Below are 19,566 nucleotides of genomic sequence, written 5' to 3' on the forward strand. Positions count from 1 at the left end.
TTTATGTATATTTTATGTACAAGCCTTCAACAATCATTTTTGCTTGTTTATTCACCCTTTTCGCTTCAGTAAATATATTATGAATATCTTCGAAGCGGGGCGATGAACTACCTGTCACCTCTACAGTAGGAAGAATGGTGAGGAGGAGATATTTGAATATGAAACACAGAAAACCGTTCAGGTTCAGTGGTGCTTCAAAAAGAGACGAAGACTGTAAGCCAGCAAGAGTAAATAGAAATATAGAAGAGCTTCTCAAGCTTATTAATGAATTGACTGCGATCATCCCACTTGTATTCGCAAGCCCCTCTGCGGCTAATGTATCTTCCTTGCAACAGATTTTAAGACGTTTGTTGTCTCTGGCGAAAAGCTTAAGACCTAGAGGCGGGATTAAGGCAGACTTACTGGCAGCGCTGGAACTTGCTATTGTAGCGATAGAAGCCACGCCTTTCTCCCCAATCAGCGTAGGAACTACACTACAACAGTTACTGGATGTCCTATTGTCCATCGTTTTACAGGAACCCCTCGATCCTGCTCTTAAAGACAGCTTAATCAGCGCGATCAGAATCGCTGGAACGACGGTTAGCAACGTATTAGGTGAAACATACTTGTCAGGGGAGCCAGGTGCACAAGGACCTCCTGGACCTGCGGGACCCGGCGGTGCGCCTGGACCAGCAGGTGGACCTGGCCCACAAGGGCCTCCCGGGCCTGCGGGGCCTGCCGGACCAGTTGGAGCGGCTGGACCTATTGGCGCCGCCGGGCCTATCGGGGCCGCTGGACCGGAAGGCCCTGCCGGACCTGTCGGCGCTACGGGTGCTGCGGGACCTGCCGGGGGTGTGACAGGCGCCACGGGCGCTACGGGCGCGGATGGATTGATCGGGCCAGCCGGGGTCACAGGACCGACCGGGGCTGATGGGTTGCCGGGCGCGGTTGGCGCGGTCGGACCTGCTGGGGTCACAGGGCCGACCGGAGCTGATGGGCTGCCGGGTGCGGCTGGTGCTACCGGAGCCACGGGCACGGCTGGTGTTACTGGAGCGACCGGTTCGGGAGCCATCATTCCGTTTGCTTCGGGCGGACCTGCTATCCTGACAACCGTTCTTGGCGGGGTGGTAGGAACCACCAGTTTGATCGGCTTTGGAAGCTCAGCAACAGGGATTAGCCTTGTAGGCGGGGCCATTGACCTGACAGGTACACTTGTAGGACCTCTGATCAACTTTGCTTTTTCCGTACCACGGGATGGCGTAATTACATCTATTGCTGGTTACTTCAGTACAACAGCTGCGTTAACTCTCGTGGGTTCAACTGCGACGATTACTGCCCAGTTGTTTAGTTCCCCAACACCTAATAATACCTTCACAGCAGTTCCCGGAGCTATCGTTACATTGGCCCCTTCACTGGCTGGCATTATTGCTTTGGGAACGATCTCTAGCGGTATTACTACCGGGTTGGCTATACCGGTAACCGCACAGACTCGTCTGCTCCTTGTCTTCTCTGCAACAGCTACGGGACTTTCCCTCGTAAACACTATCGTAGGTTATGCAAGTGCAGGCGTTACCATTACCTGATCCAAGACGAAAAAAGGGCCCAACAGAATTGTTCCTGTCAAGCCCTTTTTTATTTGTATTCCATCAGACGAACTAAACCGTTTCGAGTGATACTTTAACTTCTTCTCCCTCTTCACAAACGGCGAAAGTTTTAACTTGTCCGTGATCAGGCTCTTGAACGATGCCTGTCTGCAGATCAATTTTCCAGTCATATAAAGGGTCATAGATATAATGACCAGATACTATCGCCTCTGTAAGAGGACCTCTTTTGGGATGAGGATTGATATTTTCAACGGCATAAAGCTCATTCTCCGAAGTGCGGAAAACAGCAATTTCAGCACCTTTGATATGGATGGTACGCCCTATTCTGATCGGAAAATCCTTACTGTGACCGACGACAAGCCATTCGGCATTTTTGATCATTTGCTTGATCGCTCCCTTCCTCAGGCATTTTAGATACAATTACACAATAGACGGAGTGACAACCTCAAATAGATTTTTGCGTGTATCCTCATCATTGATGATCTTTTTCCACGGGTCTTCCACCTGTTGTAGTGCAAATTCGATGCGTTCTACTAAAGCTTGTCGATGATCTGTATCCTGAACGACAGCCTTCTGAATCTCTTCCAGACCGATCCGTTCCACCCACTCCGACGTGCGCTCCAGGTATTGTCCTGTTTCCCGGTAGAGTTGCATTACGCTACCTACAATATCAATCAACTCGGCGTCGGTTTTCACTTTACAGAGTGAATCAGCCAACCGTGCTTTAATACCGCCATTACCACCGATAAAGATCTCCCAGCCCCCATCATTACCTACGATTCCGATATCTTTGGTACATGATTCCGCACAGTTACGTGGACATCCATTAACTGCTAATTTGAATTTTGCTGGGAAATCCAGTCGTTCGAATTTTCGTTCCAACACTTCTCCCATTCCCATCGAGTCCTGTGTGCCAAACCGGCAAAATTGCGATCCAACACAGGTTTTAACCGTACGAAGTGACTTCGCGTAGGCATATCCCGACGGCATATCGAGTTCTTCCCATACTTTAGGCAGATCCTCTTTACGGACACCGATCAAATCCAACCGCTGTCCTCCTGTTACTTTAACGACCTTAACGTTGTATTTAAGAGAAACATCTGCTATCTTCTTCAAATCTTCTGGGGTCGTTACACCGCCGTACATTCTAGGAACAACTGTAAACGTTCCATCCTTTTGAATGTTTGCGTGCAATCGCTCATTTACAAAACGGGAATCTCCCTCATTTTCATAGGTATCCGGGTTAATCATTCCCAAATAGTAATTCAGCGCCGGGCGGCATTTGGAGCATCCTTCATCATTATGCCAACCCAGTACATTCATAACTTCACGCGTTGTTGTCAGCCCTTTGGTTTTGATCGCTTCCACAATCTCGTCCCGACTCAATGATGTGCAACCACATATTCCTTGCTTGGCTGACGTCTTGAAGCTGTCTCCAAGAACATATTGTAAAATTTGCTCAACGACAGGCTTACATCCTCCACAGGAACGCGTTGCTCCGGTGCATGCCTTAATTTCATCGACTGTTGTCAGTCCATTATCATTAATTGCATCCACAATCGCCTTTTTAGTCACACCGTTACAGCCGCAGACAATTTCATCATCCGCCATCGTTTCAGCGGATAATGTTTTCGCCCCGTGATTGCTACATCCAGTACCCATGATCTGTCCATATATCTCATCTGTCATCAATGTTTGCTGACGTACATATTTTTGAAGACTAGCAGATTCGCTCACATCGCCAAACAGTACAGTTCCAACAATCTTATTTTCACGAAGCAGCACTTTTTTGTATGTGCGCTTCCACTCATCCTTTGCAACAATCACCGTATGTTCAGGCTGAGTTATGAATTCGCCAGCTGAGAAAACATCCACCCCTGAAATTTTGAGCTTGGTAGAAACCACCGATCCCATATAACCTTCAGTTTCCGCGCCTGCCAAATGTTTGGCAATGACACTTCCCTGCTCAAACAGCGGAGCTACCAGACCATAACAGATTCCGCGGTGTTCAACACATTCCCCTACGGCGTATACATCCGGTACGGAGGTTCTCATCAAATCATCGACTATGATACCACGGTTCGTTTCCATACCACTTTGCACAGCCACCTGAATATTAGGCTTGATCCCGACGGCCATAACGACCAAATCCGCTTCTAGCTCGCTTCCGTCTGAAAACCGCAGCCCTTGTACCCGATCTTGACCATACACTTCCGCAGTTTGCATTTGCATAGCAAACTTGATTCCCTGGCGTTCTAGTTCTGCTTTCAGCATCGCAGAGGCTTCCCGGTCCAGCTGGCGTTCCATCAAATCCTCCATTAAATGAACGACCGTAACATCCATTCCCAGGTTGACCAAGCCTTTAGCTGCTTCCAGCCCTAACAGACCTCCACCAATGACAGCTGCCTTTTTAAAGGTCTTCGCTGCCTCAAGCATTGCCGAGCAATCGGCGATATCTCGGAAACCGATGACACCCGGTAATTCCTTACCCGGAATAGGCAGAATAAATGATTGTGAGCCAGTAGCTACCAAAGCTACATCGTAATCAATTTCCAGTCCGTCTTCGGTGTGAATCTTCTTGTTCTCACCGTCGATGCTTTTCACCATTTTTCCTGTATACAAAGTAATCCCTTGATCCGCATACCATTGCAAATCGTTCAGTATGATATCATCAATCGTTTTACTGCCTTCCAACACATAAGAGAGCATGATCCTGTTATAGTTCGGATGCGGCTCATTTCCCAGGACCGTAATTTCATACTTATCTGTTAATTTTAAAATTTGTTCGACCGTATTGATACCAGCCATCCCGTTCCCTATAACCACAAGTTTCTGTTTACTGTTTATCATATACCGGTTCCTCCATTCATTCGACGATACTCCCTATCCGACGACATCTCCTACGTTCCTATGAATATTGCTTATGCTTCTATTCTAATACAGCAGACAGAGCTATATGTGATTACAGTCACAATATAGTTCAAATTAAGAATATTTAGGGATTTCCCTATTCTATTTCAAGGGATAAAGGTAAGGAGCTGAAATTGAGTTAAAAAAAAAGGACCAGCTAGCTGGTCGCTTTGTTAAATTTATGAATGATGACTTTGACTCAAATGGGTGAAATATTCAGCAATTTCCCGCGTAGCCCGGGATGGACGCCAGCCGCGATTTTTTCCATCTGTGTACTATGAACCATAAGAAATTTATTTTTCTTAGTCAACAGTGGGTTCTCCCGGCTACCTTCTCCCGCTTCAAGTGGCATATTCGTTCCTGCCGGAAGGATCACAATCGTCAAGTATCCTTCACTGTCAACTTTACAGGGAGCATAATGAAGTGTCGTTGAATATATCTCGACAACCGTGTTTTTAGGCTGAAAAAACACCTGAACATTTGCACTGTTATAGGAATTGTCTTCAATGTCCTGTACTCTACCGACAAGATGAATACAGTCTGTAGCGGCAATCACCACCTCGCTGCCCTGATGATATTCCAACCCGGTCAGACCCGTATTCTGACCTACGCAAAAACCAGCCTGAATTGGAAGTTGACCGTACACCTGATCTTGAATCTGGTGAATTACACCGAAGTCTTCGAGTTCTGTGACCGAAGGTACATAATGATTTCCCTGATCAGGTACGCTGGTCGTATCTTTTGCATACTTGATGAGCTCCGTGGTATTGAAATGAGACAGCAGCCTCCCATACGGGCGGAATGCTTCGCTCATTACCTCATAAATGACCAAAGGTGCATTGACTTGATTTAGTCTTTCGATAGTCTTCATAACTTGACCTCCAGCAATGAATCTCCCGTATGCACTCGGTTGTTCCCCAGCACCTTAACTTCAGAGTATTCGGCTGTATTCGTTACAATAACCGGAGTAGTTATGTCATAGCCCATAGCTTTAATTGCTCCAATATCAAACTCGACCAGCAGTTGGCCCTTGGTAACCCGATCCCCTTCTGAGATAAGTGTTTTAAAATGCTGTCCTTTCAACTTGACGGTGTCCATACCAATGTGAACTAGGATCTCCGTTCCTCCATCCGATACAATGCCAATCGCATGGCCTGTACGGAAGGCATTAGCTATAGTTCCATTGAATGGAGAGAGCAGTTTGCCATCCTCAGGCACAATAGCAACGCCTTTACCCATGGCTCCCGTAGAGAACACTTCATCAGATATTTCAGATAACGGTTTGACAGCACCCGTCAGCGGGCTGGAAATATTCTCGTTCGTTAGCGCATGAGCTGGGGTTGCAGCTTCTTTCTTCTCTTCATGGACTGCAATCATTTCTGTTTCCATGGAATCATTAAATCCAAAGAAATACGTGGTAATGGCTGTGAATATATAAGCTACGATAATGGCAATTACGAATCCGGCAAATCCTGTGCCGAAGAATATCGGCAGGGATGCCAAGCCCGGTATACCTGGAGCAATTGCCACGGAACCCGCCGCACCTGTGATTGCCCCGGCGATAGCGCCCCCGATAATAGCCCATACGAACGTTTTTTTGTAGCGGATACTAATCCCGTAGATGATCGGTTCCGTGATGCCAAACAAACCTGTTATCGCTGCAGGCCCTGCAATCGCTCTCACTTTTGGATTTCTGGTTTTAAGGAATACACCCAGTGCCGCACCTGCTTGTGCAAAGTTAGAAGGCGCAAATAATGGTTTCAAAGTATCATGACCGTATACCGCAATGTTATTGTACATGATAGGAATAAACGCCCAGTGGAGCCCCATAACAACTAACATCTGCCACCCGGCACCTACAATGACTCCCGCTACAATCGGACTCAAATTGTATAAGAAAGTGTAACCCTTAGCCAGCCCCAAGCTCGCATATATTCCAATTGGTCCAACCGCAATCAGAGTCAAGGGAACAATGACCATCAGACAGATAAGTGGCGTTATAAAATTTTTCACGCTATCATGAATTACTCTATTCAGGAATTTCTCCAGAATGGATAGCAACCAAACCGCGATAATCACTGGAATAACCGAAGAAGTATAACTCATAAGAACAACAGGAATATTGAAGAACGAAATATCCGTTTTATCGTTATACAAAGTAATAATATTCGGATACACCAGAGCCCCTGCTACCGCAAGCGCAACAAAGGTATTGGCTCCAAATTTCTTCGAAGAGGTCACAGCAATCGCGATCGGCAGGAAATAAAAGATACTGTCTGCGGCAGCGAACCAGATCGAATAGACACCACCTGTTTTGGTGAGCCATCCTAACGAGACGAGCATTAATAAAAGCCCTTTCAAAATCCCCGAAGCTGCCAGTGCCCCCAAAAATGGTGTAAAAATACCGGAAATAATGTCCACCGTTTTGTTGAACCAGTTGCCTTCAGGAGCAGCGGATGCATTCGATTTGTCGTCATCTCCAAGGCTACTGATCTTTAAAATGTCTTTATATACGTCCCCTACCGTATTTCCAATGACCACTTGATATTGTCCACCGTTTTCAACAACTGTAATAACCCCGGGAATATTTTGTGTTTGGTTCTTGTCGGCCTGATCCCTGCTATTTAATTTAAATCTTAACCGAGTGGCACAATGCACCAAGCTAGAGACATTTCCTTCTCCGCCAACGGACGCTAAAATGTCTTTTGCCAGTTTTTCATCGGACATACTGCTCGCTCCTTTAATCCTCATTTGGCATCTATGAAAGTAAACGTTTACATTGATGGTGGTAATTCAAAGACTCTACGCGCACTCCAAGGAGTACGAAAAGAATATAGAGTCTCTGAATTACACGGGGTCAATCGTTACCGGCTTCTTCCTACCATTCTCTTGATTGTATGTCTGCGTCCTTTAATGGACAGCGCAAGCTGGTATACGTTCTCAGGAAGAGGTGTTCCTGCATAACCACCATCTCCAATGGCATGAATATCCGCGCCCGTCTGTTTCATCATGAGTGCGATCCAGGCAATCGTTTGAACATCTGCCCCTTCAACTGAGCTGTTCAGGAAAGAAAGAGCAAGCGTTCCGGGTTTATATGAATGGACAAATTCTACACATTGTCTGACGTGCTCCACTGTAATACCATGTCTGGAGCCAGGTGCAGGCAACGTAATAACGTCAGCACCAGAATCGATCAAGTCCTTTATAATTTCATTGGAAGGTCTCTCGCTCAGTGGATCACCCAATACTTTCTCAATGGTTCCGTCTTCCCATTTTCCGGCGCAGATCAGGATTTTGTCTCCCAGTGTTTCTTTTGCCAGCTTGGTAGCCTCAATGATCCGTTCAAAGGTTGTACCTGCGGAAGGATTTCCTCCCAATACGATAAAGTCAGCTCCAATCTCTAAGGCACGCAGGAAGTTCTCTCTGGAAGCGATTCTTCCTTCTTTGGCCTCCACATATTGTTCTCCCGCAACCTGAGCATCCGGGCTTGGACACTCAAAATAAATACCGAGCGGAACACCGGCCCATTCCTTGATTTGCTTCAGGCTATACGGCTTATCAGCCAGCTTGCCATGCTTCATTTCACACAATCCGATATTGGATTCTTCCTTGATCATATCAAAGCCATTCAGCATAACCATATCTGCGCCGTAAGCTGCTTGGATCTCCGCATTGGTAACGCCATCGACCAGGCCGGAATTCAGCATCACATGATGCTGTCCCATAATGACGCGCCCTTCAGAAGCCAGAATGGATTCTTTTAGATCTGCTGCGCTAAATTTCAAAATATCCGTTTTCGTGCTTGCGATTAATCTTTTTGCCAATGTAATCTCCTCCAAGTCATTTATGTTTTAAGTGGTCGTTCGTCAGCACAAATGCTGTTCCTCGATGTCGGATATCATCTTGATGCGGTCGCCATGGCGTCCTCCTTCAAACTCAGCCTCCAGCCATGATTTCACTATCATTTTCGCCAATTCGCTTCCGACGACACGTGCACCGAATGCAAGAACATTTGTATTGTTGTGCTGCTTGGACAACTGTGCAGAATAAGGCTCGCTGCATACTACAGCCCGAATTCCCTTGACTTTGTTGGCCGAGATGGATATTCCCACGCCTGTGCCGCAAATCAGAATGCCTGCGTCAGCCTGCTTTCCGACCACAGCCTCTGCAACGAGCTTTCCATACTTCGGATAGTCGGTTCTTTCTGAAGTTTGCGGTCCATAGTCCATGACCTCATGACCCAGCTCATTAAGATAAGTTGAAATCGTCGTTTTAAGCTCTACAGCCACATGGTCGCTACCGATGGCAATTTTCATGGCTTTATTCCTCCCCGAATTAGATATTTTTTAATCTGTTAATGATGGTTTTGTAAGATTCTTCTTTACCAAACAAAGTGGATGTCCCCAGTACGAATCCTTCAACCCCGTAGTGTGCCAATTCGTTGATCTTCTCTTCGGAGATAGCCCCATCAACCACGATTGTATAATTCAATCCCTTTTCGCGTTTAAAAGCTTGCAGCGCTTTAATCTTGTCGTTCACGAAGGGTAAATATTTTTGCCCTGCAAAACCCGGATTTACGGTCATGACCAACACATAGTCAACCATGCCAAGTAAAGGTTCTACTGCAGCAATGGCTGTCCCCGGATTAAGAGCGATTCCCGCTTTTACCCCTCTTCCAACAATTCGGTCAATGGTGCGCGTCGGGTGCATATCGGCCTCCGGGTGAAAATAAATGATGTCTGCACCCTTATCGGCAAATAAATCAATATAGGCGGAAGGGTTGTCTATCATCAGATGTACATCCATTGTTTTTTGGGTTTGTTTACGGATAAACTCCAAATCCTGAAGCCCCATTCCGAAGTTAGGGACAAATCTACCATCCATAATATCAATATGATAAATATCCACATTGGCTTCTTCCAGCGCGTTTACTTCATGTTCCAAGGATCTGAAATTAGCGCACATCATGGAAGGACATAATAACATACTCATTCATAATCACCCTTCTTCTAAAATAGAGTAAACGATTACTCAAACGACATAATCTGTTTAACATTTTCCAAAAAGCAACCGTTAATTCTTCTGCTTTTGGTATTGAATAAACCAATTAGGAAAACGTTTACCCATTAAAAAAATAACAACAGTTCATGGCTCGAACTCCATCACTTGTTGGTTCCTCACACATCATATGGATTCTGATCTCTTTGAGTAAACGATTACATTTAACATAATTAAAGTTATCATTTTCTGATATTGTTGTCAAACCATTTTTTGTTGGATATTAAACGGGAAGTATACAGCATGATAGAGTACAGCTCGACCATCTTACTCTGGAGAGGTAAACAGTACCTATGCTTACCTCTCCCTTGGCTAATGCAAGATGATATCTGACCGCGAAACTAGGTGGTACTGCGTTGTATCAACCGTACTGGGATGGAATAATGCTGCTCTTGTTCCATCTTGTCTCCACTCAGCATACGAAGCAGCATACTGGAGGCTTTATCTGCAAGTGTTTCTTTATCCTGTTCAATTGTAGTCAATGGTGGATTGCAGTATTGGGAAATTGTATCATTATCAAAACCCACTATCTTGACTTCTCCGGGGACCTGTACTCCGAATTTCTGTAACGCCAGTAATCCGCCCAAAGCCAACCAGTCATTAGTGGCAAAAATGCCGTCAAACCGCAGTCCTTTTTCCAAGACATGTTTAATAGCAGCCTGTGCGTTTTCCAAAGTAGGCCCATCATTGTGAACTGCAACCAAGCGATCCTCGGATGGATGCAGTCCATGCTTTTGCAGAGCATCTTTATACCCGTGCAGACGCTCATTAACAGAGGATAGATTGTTTTGCTTGGTCAACAGCAAAATTTCCTTGCAGCCTTTGTTAATCAGCTCCTCTGTCGCCAGAAATCCACCCTCATAATGATCGGACTCAATAAAAGCTACATTCGTATTAATCTTCGGTCGACGGTCAATACATACAATCGGAATGGGACGTTTAAGCAATTCAGCAGAAAGCTCCTCCTGCCCTGAAATACAGATCAGACCATCTACCATCTTCCCATCCAAAGTTTTCAAATATTCTCGTTCCTTCTCCGCATCTTTAGCAGTATTACATATAATGGTGGAATATCCTTGTTTAAAAAAGAAGCTTTCCACTTTTTGGACAATGACTGAAAAAAATTCATTATTAATATCCGGCACCAAAACGCCAATCGTCTGTGATTTACTCATCCGCAGGCTTTTGGCGATGCTGTTAGTCTCATATTGGTACTTTTGGATTACTTCAATAACCTTCTGCCGTGTCTCCTCAGAGAAGCGACCATTCTCGTTAATCACACGGGAAACCGTAGCTACAGAAACTCCGCTCAACCTGGCAATATCCTTTATGGACACTTGATTTTTTTTCATATTATTTCCCTCAAATAGTTATATTGAGTAAACGTTTTCCTGATTGGAGATTAACATAATCCTAATATAGGTGTCAACTGACGCACTAGTATAGAAAGAGTTTTCCGCCAAAATACGAAGAGACCGCAAGTTAACATACCGTTTAATGAGTAAATACAACCTTTATAAGGAATACTTTAGGAACAACTTGTATCTTAAGGAAACATGAATTGAATCGTATGGAGGTGATCATCATGTGGTCTAAAATTATTTCTTATATTCCAAGCTGGAGTACACTCTTTCAAGCAGGCCTCGCGTTGGTTATTCCTTTAGGAATTTATTATATAAACACATCGATTTATTCGTTTGTCGGCAGTAAGGGGGCAAAATCCAAACATTCTTCTGATCGTCCGCTTTCCGACGAACATAACGAAGGCGATGCTGATCAACAGCATGAACCAAGCTCCAAAATTACAGGGAATTACGATTCCGATTTAGATTCGATCCGAGAGTCTATAGGCGAAAATAGTGATGTGCATTTTCGTGAGTTTATGTTGAAGAAATTTCATGCTCGGTCCGTATTAGTCTTCATAGAAGGTATGCAGGATGAAAAGCTTATGAGCAATCAGGTATTGGAGGTCTTGATGTTTGAGGGCCAGCAGGGCCAGCAGGACCAACAGGAACAACAGGAACAACAGGAAAGTATAAGTACCTCTTTTATAAAAGATAGCTTGATGCCACTTACGCAAATTAGTGAAGTTACCAGTATGGAGGAACTGTACGAGTTCATCCTTTTAGGTCATACCGCCTTATTAATTGAAGGAATGAAGGAAGCACTACTAGTGGGCTCGCCTAATGGCGCTATTCGCTCCGTCAATGAACCAACCTCTGAAGCATTACTTCGGGGTCCTAGGATCGGTTTTACGGAAGTATTAAGTGAAAATACTTCGATGCTTCGACGCCAGGGCTTAAATAAAAATCTGGAAATAAAGAAATTCCAGGTTGGAAGCCGAATCAAAAAGGATCTGGTTGTCGCGTACATCAAGGATATTGTGAATCCGGATCTTCTTGAAGAAGTAAAGCGCAGAATATCAAAAATAGACATGGATTTTTTGGCTGAATCCGGTTATGTGGAGCAACTCATTGAAGACAATTATTTAAGTCCGTTCCAGCAGGTTCACAACACAGAGCGACCCGACCGTGTCATTAATGCATTACTGGAAGGAAGAATAGCCATTCTTCTGGACGGGACTCCCTTTGCACTTATTGTCCCGGTGACCTTCAGTATGCTGCTTCAATCTCCCGAGGATTATTATGAACGCTGGATTCCAGGTTCACTTTTACGTTTGCTGCGATTTTTTGGAGCTTTCATAGCGCTGATGGGTCCTGCTTTGTATATCTCTTTTATTTCGTTTCATCCCGGTTTGATTCCGACCAAGCTGGTCATTAGCATCATTCAGACCCGTCAAGGTGTCCCTTTTCCTTCCGTCATTGAAGTCATGATTCTGGAAATTTCGATCGAAATTCTGCGGGAAGCCGGTATCCGATTGCCCAAACCCATTGGTCCTGCGATGGGCATTGTGGGAGGCTTGGTCATCGGCGACGCTGCTGTAAATGCGGGCATTGTTAGCCCCTTCCTGGTGATTGTGGTTGCGGTTACTGCCATCTCTTCGTTTTCGATACCGACATACAGTGCGGGCATTACCTTGCGTCTTTTGCGTTTTGTTGGAATGCTCTTCGCAGCACTCCTGGGCATGCTCGGAACCATATTGTTCTTTCTGTTGATTTGTATCCATCTGACGAAGTTGAAAAGCTTTGGCGTACCGTATGTAACTCCCTTTTCTCCCATGCGACCAAGCGATTGGAAGGATGTGTACATCCGGGCTCCTATATCTCTGATGAAACGAAGACCTGTTATGATGAAAACGCAGCAACGCAAACGTAGACCATGATGCCAAGACGAAGGAGGAGCCACTGTGTTTAGACGCTCTGATGACAAGATCACAACGAAGCAGGCGGCTGTATTCCTGACCAATACCGTATTGGGCGCAGGAATTTTGACACTGCCGAGGGGTGTAACTGAACAAGTACAGACTCCTGATGCATGGCTTTCTGTCCTCATCGGTGGAGGTATTGTCATATTCGTCGTCTGGGTCATGGTGAAATTAAGTCAACAGTTTCCCGGAAACACCATATATCAATACTCCAGAAGAATTGTAGGCACTGTTCCGGGAGGAATCTTAAGCGTGCTATTAATTATATACTTTATAATCATCGCCGGCTTTGAAATACGTGTGTTAGCTGAAGTGACCATGTTTTTTCTGCTCGAAGGCACACCCATCTGGGCGATTGTGATTCCATTTATCTGGGTAGGGAGTTATTTAGTTTTTGGAGGCATTAATCCCATCGTGCGACTGTACCAGATTGTACTTCCAATCAGTCTTTTCTTTCTGCTTTTTTGTTTTCTCTTTAGCTTAAGGATTTTTGAAATTGATCATCTTCGTCCCGTATTGAGTGAAGGGGTTTTACCCGTCATCAAGGGGCTGAAATCAACTATCCTTGTTTTCAGTGGATGTGAAGTCGTCATGACACTGGTCGCTTTTATGCAGCACCCCGAGAAAGCATTTAAGGCCATGGTAGTGGGGATCAGTATCCCTTTAATTTTGTACTTTTTGACCGTAGTTATGGTGATCGGCGGGCTATCGGTAGATTCCACTGTGACAAGTACTTGGCCTACCATTAATTTGATGCGCAGTTTTGAAATCCCCGGATTTCTTTTTGAACGTCTAGAGTTTCCACTGCTAGTGATCTGGATGATGCAAATGTTTTGTAATTCCTGCAGTTTTTTCTTCAATGCATCCTTAGGTGTTTCACAGGTGTTTGGTTTTAAATATCGTTATGCGGTTTTCGGTTTAATCCCGCTAATCTTTATCTCCACAATGACTCCTGTTCGTATGATGGAAGTGTTTAGCCTGGGCGATGCGATCGGATATATGGGAATCATATTATTTATTTTGATTCCGGTATTTCTCTCCATTGTGTTCATGATCAGGAAGAAGGGAATGAAGCAAAATGTGTAGACGACCTATCCTATCTGTACTGCTTGCCTTTATTCTTCTGGTGACTCAAGTCGGTTGTTGGAGCAGCAAAGAAGTAGAGGAACTTAGCATATATACAGGAATTTCTCTGGATAAGGGGGAGCTCACTCCATTGGAACAAGATCTGGAGAAGAAAGGCAGCCGTTACTTCAAGAAAAATAAAATTACGGCCAGCGTACAAATCGTCCCCAAAAAATCATCTGGAAGCCCAAACCAACAAGGCGGAGGAGGGGGACAAGAGCCAAACTATAACAACATAACTGGCACAGGAGATTCTTTGCTTGAAATCTTCCGCCAACTCTCTCTCCGTTTGGATCGCCCCGTTATTGGCCACCATCTAAAGGTCATGGTGGTTGCCACCGATTTGGCGAAAGAACAGACGATGCAGCAATTGATGGATTTTGCGCTTCGTGATAATGATATTCGCCCGAGTTGTTTGGTCTTTTTAAGCAAGGGACGAGCAGCTAGTACTTTAGTCACCAAATATAAGGAAGAAGTCCCATCCATTCATATTCTGTATATGCTTCGTAACCATTTCAGAACCAGCAAGGTAATGAGGGGAGTCAATTTGTCTGAATTGGATGGGATGATGCATTCCAAAAAAAGCTATATATTGCAAAACATCACTGAATCCGATGGGGAATTGGAATTTTCAGGTGCTGGTATTATTAAAGGAGATACCGGTCACTGGATAGGCAGTTTGGACCAACAAGACGTGGAGAGTATTGGATGGATTACAGGTGATGTTAAGGGCGGAGCTGTAAAAACATATGACAAGCGGAATGAAGCTATCACTTACGAAATCAAATCGGTAAAAAGCAAAATAACAACTAAAGTAACCGAAGGCAACGATATCTCGTTTCACGTAAAAATTGAATCCAAAGGACGTTTAATCGAAAACTGGGATGATAAAGCGGACCCGACTGAGACACAAAACATGAAGGAGGCTGAGAAAGAGTTTGAAAAACAAGTGACTCGCAGGATTAAGTCTCTTATGCACAAATTACAGTCAGAATATAAAGTCGATGTTGCCGGTTTTGGTGACCATTTGCATATTGAGAAACCGCAGGTGTGGAAAAAAGTAAAGGAGGATTGGGATTATAAATTCAGCAAAATACCCGTAACCTTCGATATAAAATTATCCATTACGGATTTAGGCTCATCTGCTGAATGAAAAAGTCGAATTGGCCTTATATAAAAGCCAATTCGACTTAGGATTCGCGGTTGTCTTTATAACCTTCCAACGCTGCAACGGTCGCTCCTGAATTTCCAGAAGCGGCTACATGCTTAATTCAAATTGATTTTAAATACATCCCCTGCATTGCCACCCAAAACGATCAAGCCACCTTTGGGCAGTACAACCGAATTGTTATTGCTAGCAGTTGAAAATTGTACAACCGCTCCGTTTTCATCATAGACAGCGAAACCTCCGCTTTTTGGAAAATCAACGGTCATCGTTTTATTGGCTGAGTTTTTATCTATTTTATACCATGTGGCTTGGCCATTAGATGGTATAGTGTACACTGATTTTCCTCCCAAGATAGGTTTAACAGCATCTTCACTGATATAGGATTGTCCATCTATGGTTAAATACTCCGAACCATCCTTGGCATAAAAATTCAGATCAAATGCATCTCTTCCACTCATAACAGGAATCTCAACGGCATTTACTGCTTTATTCTCATCCACAATTTTAGTACCACTTGCGTATCCATCATGATCAAAGGATATTTTTTTCGTTATAAATGAGGGGGCCAGATAAAATATGGAAGATATCTTTTCATCCAAAGCATAATAATTTTTCCCGTTTCTGTTTTCCCATGCCTTTTTAACTGTAGGATTTACAGGATTGGCATCTAGCTTTTGATATTCATAAGTCACCATAACCATTTGACCTAATCCCGGAAAGTTTAAATAGAAGTTAGCCTTAATATACGAATTCCCATTTTTTTGTTTGTCAAAGCTTATGGCTACACTGCCATCACTGCTTTTGAATTGTCCATTGCCTGTATACACATATTTTTGCGCCGGGACGAATCCATCCAGAAAAGCTGGTAACTCAAACTCTCCGTTTTTAATCTCTACATTGATGGTTGTACCCACCGAACCGTATAATCCCGAATAAGCAAGTAAATCAGACGGCATTTCTACTTTTACAGGAGGCTCAAATGTTTTATCCGGTAGGATGTCTTTAATGATGCCCTTATCTTTTAAAACTTCTAATAAAACGTTAGAAGCAAAAATACTATCTAAGATGGAAGATCCTCCAGATGAAAGCACAGTCATAGAAAGCTGATGCTCTGGTATGGTGATCAAGACAGAGTGATACAAAACAGTATCCCCACCCTTGGATAACGCAGTTATTCCGTAATCACTAAACGGTGCCAACTGAACCGCATCCCAACCAAGCCCATAATTAAAGCTGTTTGTCTCTTCAGGAACCCATACTCCATTTCGATATTCATGACTTTGCATGGACTTTGCTGATTGTGCAGATAAAATATCGGGTCTGTTCCCCGTTAATACTTCTGAAAACATAGCCACCTCTTCTGCAGTGGAGTATAAGCCTCCTGTCCCGATGACATTGGCATTTTCAACCGGTAAGGCCCCCTCAATCCCAGGAAAATAAGTTTTGGACAGCTTTTGTCTATCAAATTGATCGAGAGGTGTTTTGGTAGATTTCAAACCTAAAGGTGTACTAATATGCTTTGCCAGGAAATCGGTGTAACTTAGACCGCTCACCCGCTCAACCAATATTTCAAGCAATTGAAATCCATCATTGGTATATACGGAATATTCGCCAGGGTTTGATTTTAAAGTTTCTGATTGCAACCTTAGCAAGAGCTCATCATGATTTTCTGTATCATTGTCATTAAATAACATACTATTTTTATAGTGAGCACCGTAAAGACCTGACGAATGATTTAACAGCATACGGGGTGTAATTTGTTTGTATCTTTCATCAGACATTTTAAAGTCCTTAAGGTATGTTGTTAGCGGCTGATCCATATCTACCTTATGGGCATCGACCAGCATCATCGTTGCAGCAGATACATACATTTTGCTTGTAGAGCCTATACCGAACATCGTATCTTTGGTGATCGGCTCGTTGGTTGCTTTATTCTTTACACCCACGCTATCCGATAATACAATGTTTCCTTGGTCCATAATGGCATACTGCACACCGCTAGCACCGTATTTGGATACCAGCTCCGAGGCTAGACTGCGAGCCTTTTCCTTGATGGGTTCAGCAGTGCCTTGAGCAAAAGTATTCGTCATCGGCAGTACAAAAAGCATAGCAGAAACGAACACAGCTATTATTTTCTTCATTCCATATTTCCTCCTCTTATAGCTTCACCAGGCTTTATTACTGACCTGATCATACAATGAACGAGGATTCTATATAAAAAAACACCCTTAAACGAAAAAAACAATCCCTAAACAACATGATGTCTAAGGAATGTCCTTATAAAATGGCAATAAAACCATATTATCGAATACTTTATTTTTCGTTTCAATGGTCATATTCCCACCGTATTTGTCACATATTCTAGATATATTGGTTAAGCCAATGCCATGAACATCCGGGTTTGATTTTTGACTATGCAAATGGGCAACTTCATTCTCCACATGATTAAGGATGTGAATGAACAGCGCGGACTCATTGGAATGTATTTTAATAAGAATGTACCTATCATCCGCAATCCTGACCCTTTTAGATGCTTCTATGGCATTATCCAGCATATTGCCCAGAGCGACACATAAGTCATAACGTTCAATATTTACTTTCTGTGAATACAAGTTAAGCTGGGTATCTACCTTGATGCCATTGGCCAGAGCAATATTAAGGCTGTTCGTGACAAGGGCATCTATAACCAGATTACCGGTATTCACTCTTTGATATGCTCCTTCGATTTTATTTAATGTAACCTTAATATGTTCACTCGCCTCAGCCAATTCATTTCTCTTGATACATTCTTCAATATACAAAAACTGTTGGTGTGTATCATGAATGATTCTTTTTATATTTTTGAAGCTGTGAACCGTTTTTTCGTAGTTAGCATCTTGGTAGTCCATCTGATGTTGTAATTGAGCATTTTCATGCATTAATTGAAATTTTTCAATGACATTATCAAAAATATATATGATAAAAACATTTAAGGAAATAAAGCCAATAATAGAACCAAAATAATACATATTCTTTTCACTATAAACAGATAAAACATTGACCTGGTATAAACTTATGATGGGAACGATTAGAAATAAAATATAGTAACGATGCTGCAAAGGGAAGGTTCTGCGTTTGGCAAATAGACGTATAATCTGAATGACAGCAAACATGATAATGCAGCTGAGTAACATAACCTTAGAGAATATCAAGTGATCTTGTCCACTCAAATGGCTAAAGTTGCTAATTTTAACGGAGCCTACAGCATATAAAATATAAAGAGATATAAAATTAACGATGGTTATCAATACAGCATAAAGGATAGAAAAAATGATCTTTGTCTTTATTTCCACTGTATACGATTGCGCTAAACTAAATATGACAAGTAATGCTAAAATCGAAGATACCGCAGGAGTCAAATAAACACTTAAATATAAGGAATCCAGCAACCCAAAAATAATGAAGTATACGAATCTGTTCGGCTTTCGATTGGACTTATCAAAAACCGAGTTAAAGTAAAAATTCACTTGGAAGCACATAACAAGGACAACGCAAAGATTAAGAAGCAGGGAGTTATATTCCATCATATTAATGCATCTTCATGATCATAAATTTGGTATATAAATCTTTAACTTCTTTTATTTTAGAACGCCCAATAGGTAACTTCACATCATTTGACATCAAAACATCACCGCCAGCAAATTTTTTCACATGAATTAAGTTTATAATAATCGAACGATGAATCTGTAGAAAATTGTGTTCTTTTAATGCTGAAGCATAGTCCGAAAGAATCCCTTTGCTATCATAGGTTTGAGTAGAGGTTACAAAATGCAGTTTGTTTTTTATGGTTAAGCTTTTGACCACTTCAATACTAATGATATCATCATATTTTAAAAGCACTTCCTCATAAGCTGACTTGATGATAACGAATTTTTTATCTAGAGATTGAAAATATTGACACAGCTTTATCATTTTTTCCTCAAAGATATGGGGAGCAATCGGTTTTATTAAATACTGAAATGTGACTACGTCAAAACTTTCCACCATATATTCAGGGTAGTTCGTTAAAAAAATAATCTGTTCATCCAGGTGATTTAAACTCCTTATTTTTTGGGCGGTTTGAATTCCGTTCATGCCATTCATTTCAACATCCAATATTAAGATATGGAATGGAGACTCATGGTTTTGATAATGAGATACCAGCTGTTCTCCGGAGTCGAATAATTCAACTTTAAATTCTATACTGGTCTTTATCGACAAAGTAATCAGCATATTTTTAACAAGTTCTCTCTGCTTGTGCTCATCATCGCAGATAGCCACTCTATACATAAATAACATACACCTCGTTCCCATTGCATTGATCATGGAATTGTATTCTAAACAGTATATAACCTTTTAATATTCAATAAACAGCTTTT

The 19,566-nt window shown here is 42.8% G+C and carries 15 protein-coding genes; 4 read left to right on the plus strand and 11 right to left on the minus strand.

The genetic code is table 11. The features are described 5' to 3' along the window. Positions 1-158: 158 nt before the first annotated feature. Positions 159-1,562 (plus strand): exosporium glycoprotein BclB-related protein, encoded by a 1,404-nt coding sequence (locus MHB46_RS11000; protein ID WP_341162336.1) that lies wholly within the window; start codon positions 159-161, stop codon positions 1,560-1,562. Positions 1,563-1,634: 72 nt separating this feature from the next. On the opposite strand, the gene nirD is transcribed toward MHB46_RS11000, so the two are convergent. The 8 genes from nirD to MHB46_RS11040 form a co-directional block, all read right to left on the minus strand. Further along, entirely contained in the window at positions 1,635-1,964 is a 330-nt protein-coding gene (gene nirD, locus MHB46_RS11005) for a nitrite reductase small subunit NirD (protein WP_250267393.1), read from the minus strand. A gap of 39 nt (positions 1,965-2,003) precedes the next feature. Further along, positions 2,004-4,433 carry a nitrite reductase large subunit NirB gene (gene nirB / locus MHB46_RS11010; protein ID WP_341162337.1) on the minus strand — a complete coding sequence of 810 codons (2,430 nt, stop codon included), beginning with the start codon at positions 4,431-4,433 and terminating at the stop codon, positions 2,004-2,006. 259 nt (positions 4,434-4,692) lie between these two features. Then, positions 4,693-5,364, minus strand: a complete 672-nt coding sequence (locus MHB46_RS11015) for a DUF4867 family protein (protein ID WP_341162338.1) — start codon at positions 5,362-5,364, stop codon at positions 4,693-4,695. Beyond that, complete coding sequence (locus MHB46_RS11020; protein ID WP_341162339.1) at positions 5,361-7,220, minus strand: beta-glucoside-specific PTS transporter subunit IIABC; 1,860 nt, start codon at positions 7,218-7,220, stop codon at positions 5,361-5,363. The genes MHB46_RS11015 and MHB46_RS11020 overlap by 4 nt, the downstream gene beginning before the upstream one ends. A gap of 137 nt (positions 7,221-7,357) precedes the next feature. After that, entirely contained in the window at positions 7,358-8,317 is a 960-nt protein-coding gene (locus MHB46_RS11025; protein ID WP_341162340.1) for a DUF7916 family protein, read from the minus strand. A gap of 42 nt (positions 8,318-8,359) precedes the next feature. Next, entirely contained in the window at positions 8,360-8,809 is a 450-nt protein-coding gene (gene rpiB / locus MHB46_RS11030; RefSeq protein ID WP_023986894.1) for a ribose 5-phosphate isomerase B, read from the minus strand. A 19-nt stretch (positions 8,810-8,828) separates the two neighbouring features. Further along, positions 8,829-9,485, minus strand: coding sequence for a ribulose-phosphate 3-epimerase (rpe, locus tag MHB46_RS11035; RefSeq protein WP_341162341.1), 657 nt, complete (start codon positions 9,483-9,485; stop codon positions 8,829-8,831). 407 nt (positions 9,486-9,892) lie between these two features. Continuing rightward, positions 9,893-10,903 (minus strand): LacI family DNA-binding transcriptional regulator, encoded by a 1,011-nt coding sequence (locus MHB46_RS11040; RefSeq protein ID WP_341162342.1) that lies wholly within the window; start codon positions 10,901-10,903, stop codon positions 9,893-9,895. 233 nt (positions 10,904-11,136) lie between these two features. Here MHB46_RS11040 and MHB46_RS11045 point away from each other — a divergent pair, with 233 nt between their 5' ends. From MHB46_RS11045 to MHB46_RS11055, 3 genes are read left to right on the plus strand one after another with little or no spacing between them, the layout of a single operon-like run. Beyond that, the gene (locus MHB46_RS11045; protein WP_341162343.1) at positions 11,137-12,834 is read left to right on the plus strand and encodes a spore germination protein; all 1,698 of its coding nucleotides are present in this window, start codon (positions 11,137-11,139) and stop codon (positions 12,832-12,834) included. A 24-nt stretch (positions 12,835-12,858) separates the two neighbouring features. Beyond that, positions 12,859-13,962, plus strand: coding sequence for a GerAB/ArcD/ProY family transporter (locus MHB46_RS11050; protein WP_341162344.1), 1,104 nt, complete (start codon positions 12,859-12,861; stop codon positions 13,960-13,962). Then, positions 13,955-15,154, plus strand: a complete 1,200-nt coding sequence (locus MHB46_RS11055) for a Ger(x)C family spore germination protein (protein WP_341162345.1) — start codon at positions 13,955-13,957, stop codon at positions 15,152-15,154. The genes MHB46_RS11050 and MHB46_RS11055 overlap by 8 nt, the downstream gene beginning before the upstream one ends. 113 nt (positions 15,155-15,267) lie before the next feature. Here the strand turns inward: MHB46_RS11055 and MHB46_RS11060 are convergent, their stop codons facing one another. The 3 genes from MHB46_RS11060 to MHB46_RS11070 form a co-directional block, all read right to left on the minus strand. Continuing rightward, positions 15,268-17,310 (minus strand): serine hydrolase domain-containing protein, encoded by a 2,043-nt coding sequence (locus MHB46_RS11060; protein WP_341162346.1) that lies wholly within the window; start codon positions 17,308-17,310, stop codon positions 15,268-15,270. A 123-nt stretch (positions 17,311-17,433) separates the two neighbouring features. Then, a complete protein-coding gene (locus MHB46_RS11065) occupies positions 17,434-18,735 on the minus strand; it encodes an ATP-binding protein (protein ID WP_341162347.1) in 1,302 nt (433 codons plus the stop codon). Between the two features lies 1 nt (position 18,736). Further along, a complete protein-coding gene (locus MHB46_RS11070) occupies positions 18,737-19,477 on the minus strand; it encodes a LytR/AlgR family response regulator transcription factor (protein ID WP_341163729.1) in 741 nt (246 codons plus the stop codon). Between the last annotated feature and the right edge of the window lie 89 nt (positions 19,478-19,566).

Origin of the sequence: Paenibacillus sp. FSL H7-0703, assembly GCF_038003485.1 — a bacterium.
Lineage (GTDB): Bacteria > Bacillota > Bacilli > Paenibacillales > Paenibacillaceae > Paenibacillus > Paenibacillus polymyxa_B.

What these genes read in the sequence shown, in the direction of transcription:
- MHB46_RS11000 (WP_341162336.1), top strand. Translation starts at nt 159, where the DNA reads ATGAAACACAGAAAACCGTTCAGGTTCAGTGGTGCTTCAAAAAGAGAC.
- nirD (WP_250267393.1), bottom strand. Translation starts at nt 1,964, where the DNA reads ATGATCAAAAATGCCGAATGGCTTGTCGTCGGTCACAGTAAGGATTTT.
- nirB (WP_341162337.1), bottom strand. Translation starts at nt 4,433, where the DNA reads ATGATAAACAGTAAACAGAAACTTGTGGTTATAGGGAACGGGATGGCT.
- MHB46_RS11015 (WP_341162338.1), bottom strand. Translation starts at nt 5,364, where the DNA reads ATGAAGACTATCGAAAGACTAAATCAAGTCAATGCACCTTTGGTCATT.
- MHB46_RS11020 (WP_341162339.1), bottom strand. Translation starts at nt 7,220, where the DNA reads ATGTCCGATGAAAAACTGGCAAAAGACATTTTAGCGTCCGTTGGCGGA.
- rpiB (WP_023986894.1), bottom strand. Translation starts at nt 8,809, where the DNA reads ATGAAAATTGCCATCGGTAGCGACCATGTGGCTGTAGAGCTTAAAACG.
- rpe (WP_341162341.1), bottom strand. Translation starts at nt 9,485, where the DNA reads ATGAGTATGTTATTATGTCCTTCCATGATGTGCGCTAATTTCAGATCC.
- MHB46_RS11040 (WP_341162342.1), bottom strand. Translation starts at nt 10,903, where the DNA reads ATGAAAAAAAATCAAGTGTCCATAAAGGATATTGCCAGGTTGAGCGGA.
- MHB46_RS11045 (WP_341162343.1), top strand. Translation starts at nt 11,137, where the DNA reads ATGTGGTCTAAAATTATTTCTTATATTCCAAGCTGGAGTACACTCTTT.
- MHB46_RS11055 (WP_341162345.1), top strand. Translation starts at nt 13,955, where the DNA reads ATGTGTAGACGACCTATCCTATCTGTACTGCTTGCCTTTATTCTTCTG.
- MHB46_RS11060 (WP_341162346.1), bottom strand. Translation starts at nt 17,310, where the DNA reads ATGAAGAAAATAATAGCTGTGTTCGTTTCTGCTATGCTTTTTGTACTG.
- MHB46_RS11065 (WP_341162347.1), bottom strand. Translation starts at nt 18,735, where the DNA reads ATGATGGAATATAACTCCCTGCTTCTTAATCTTTGCGTTGTCCTTGTT.
- MHB46_RS11070 (WP_341163729.1), bottom strand. Translation starts at nt 19,477, where the DNA reads ATGTATAGAGTGGCTATCTGCGATGATGAGCACAAGCAGAGAGAACTT.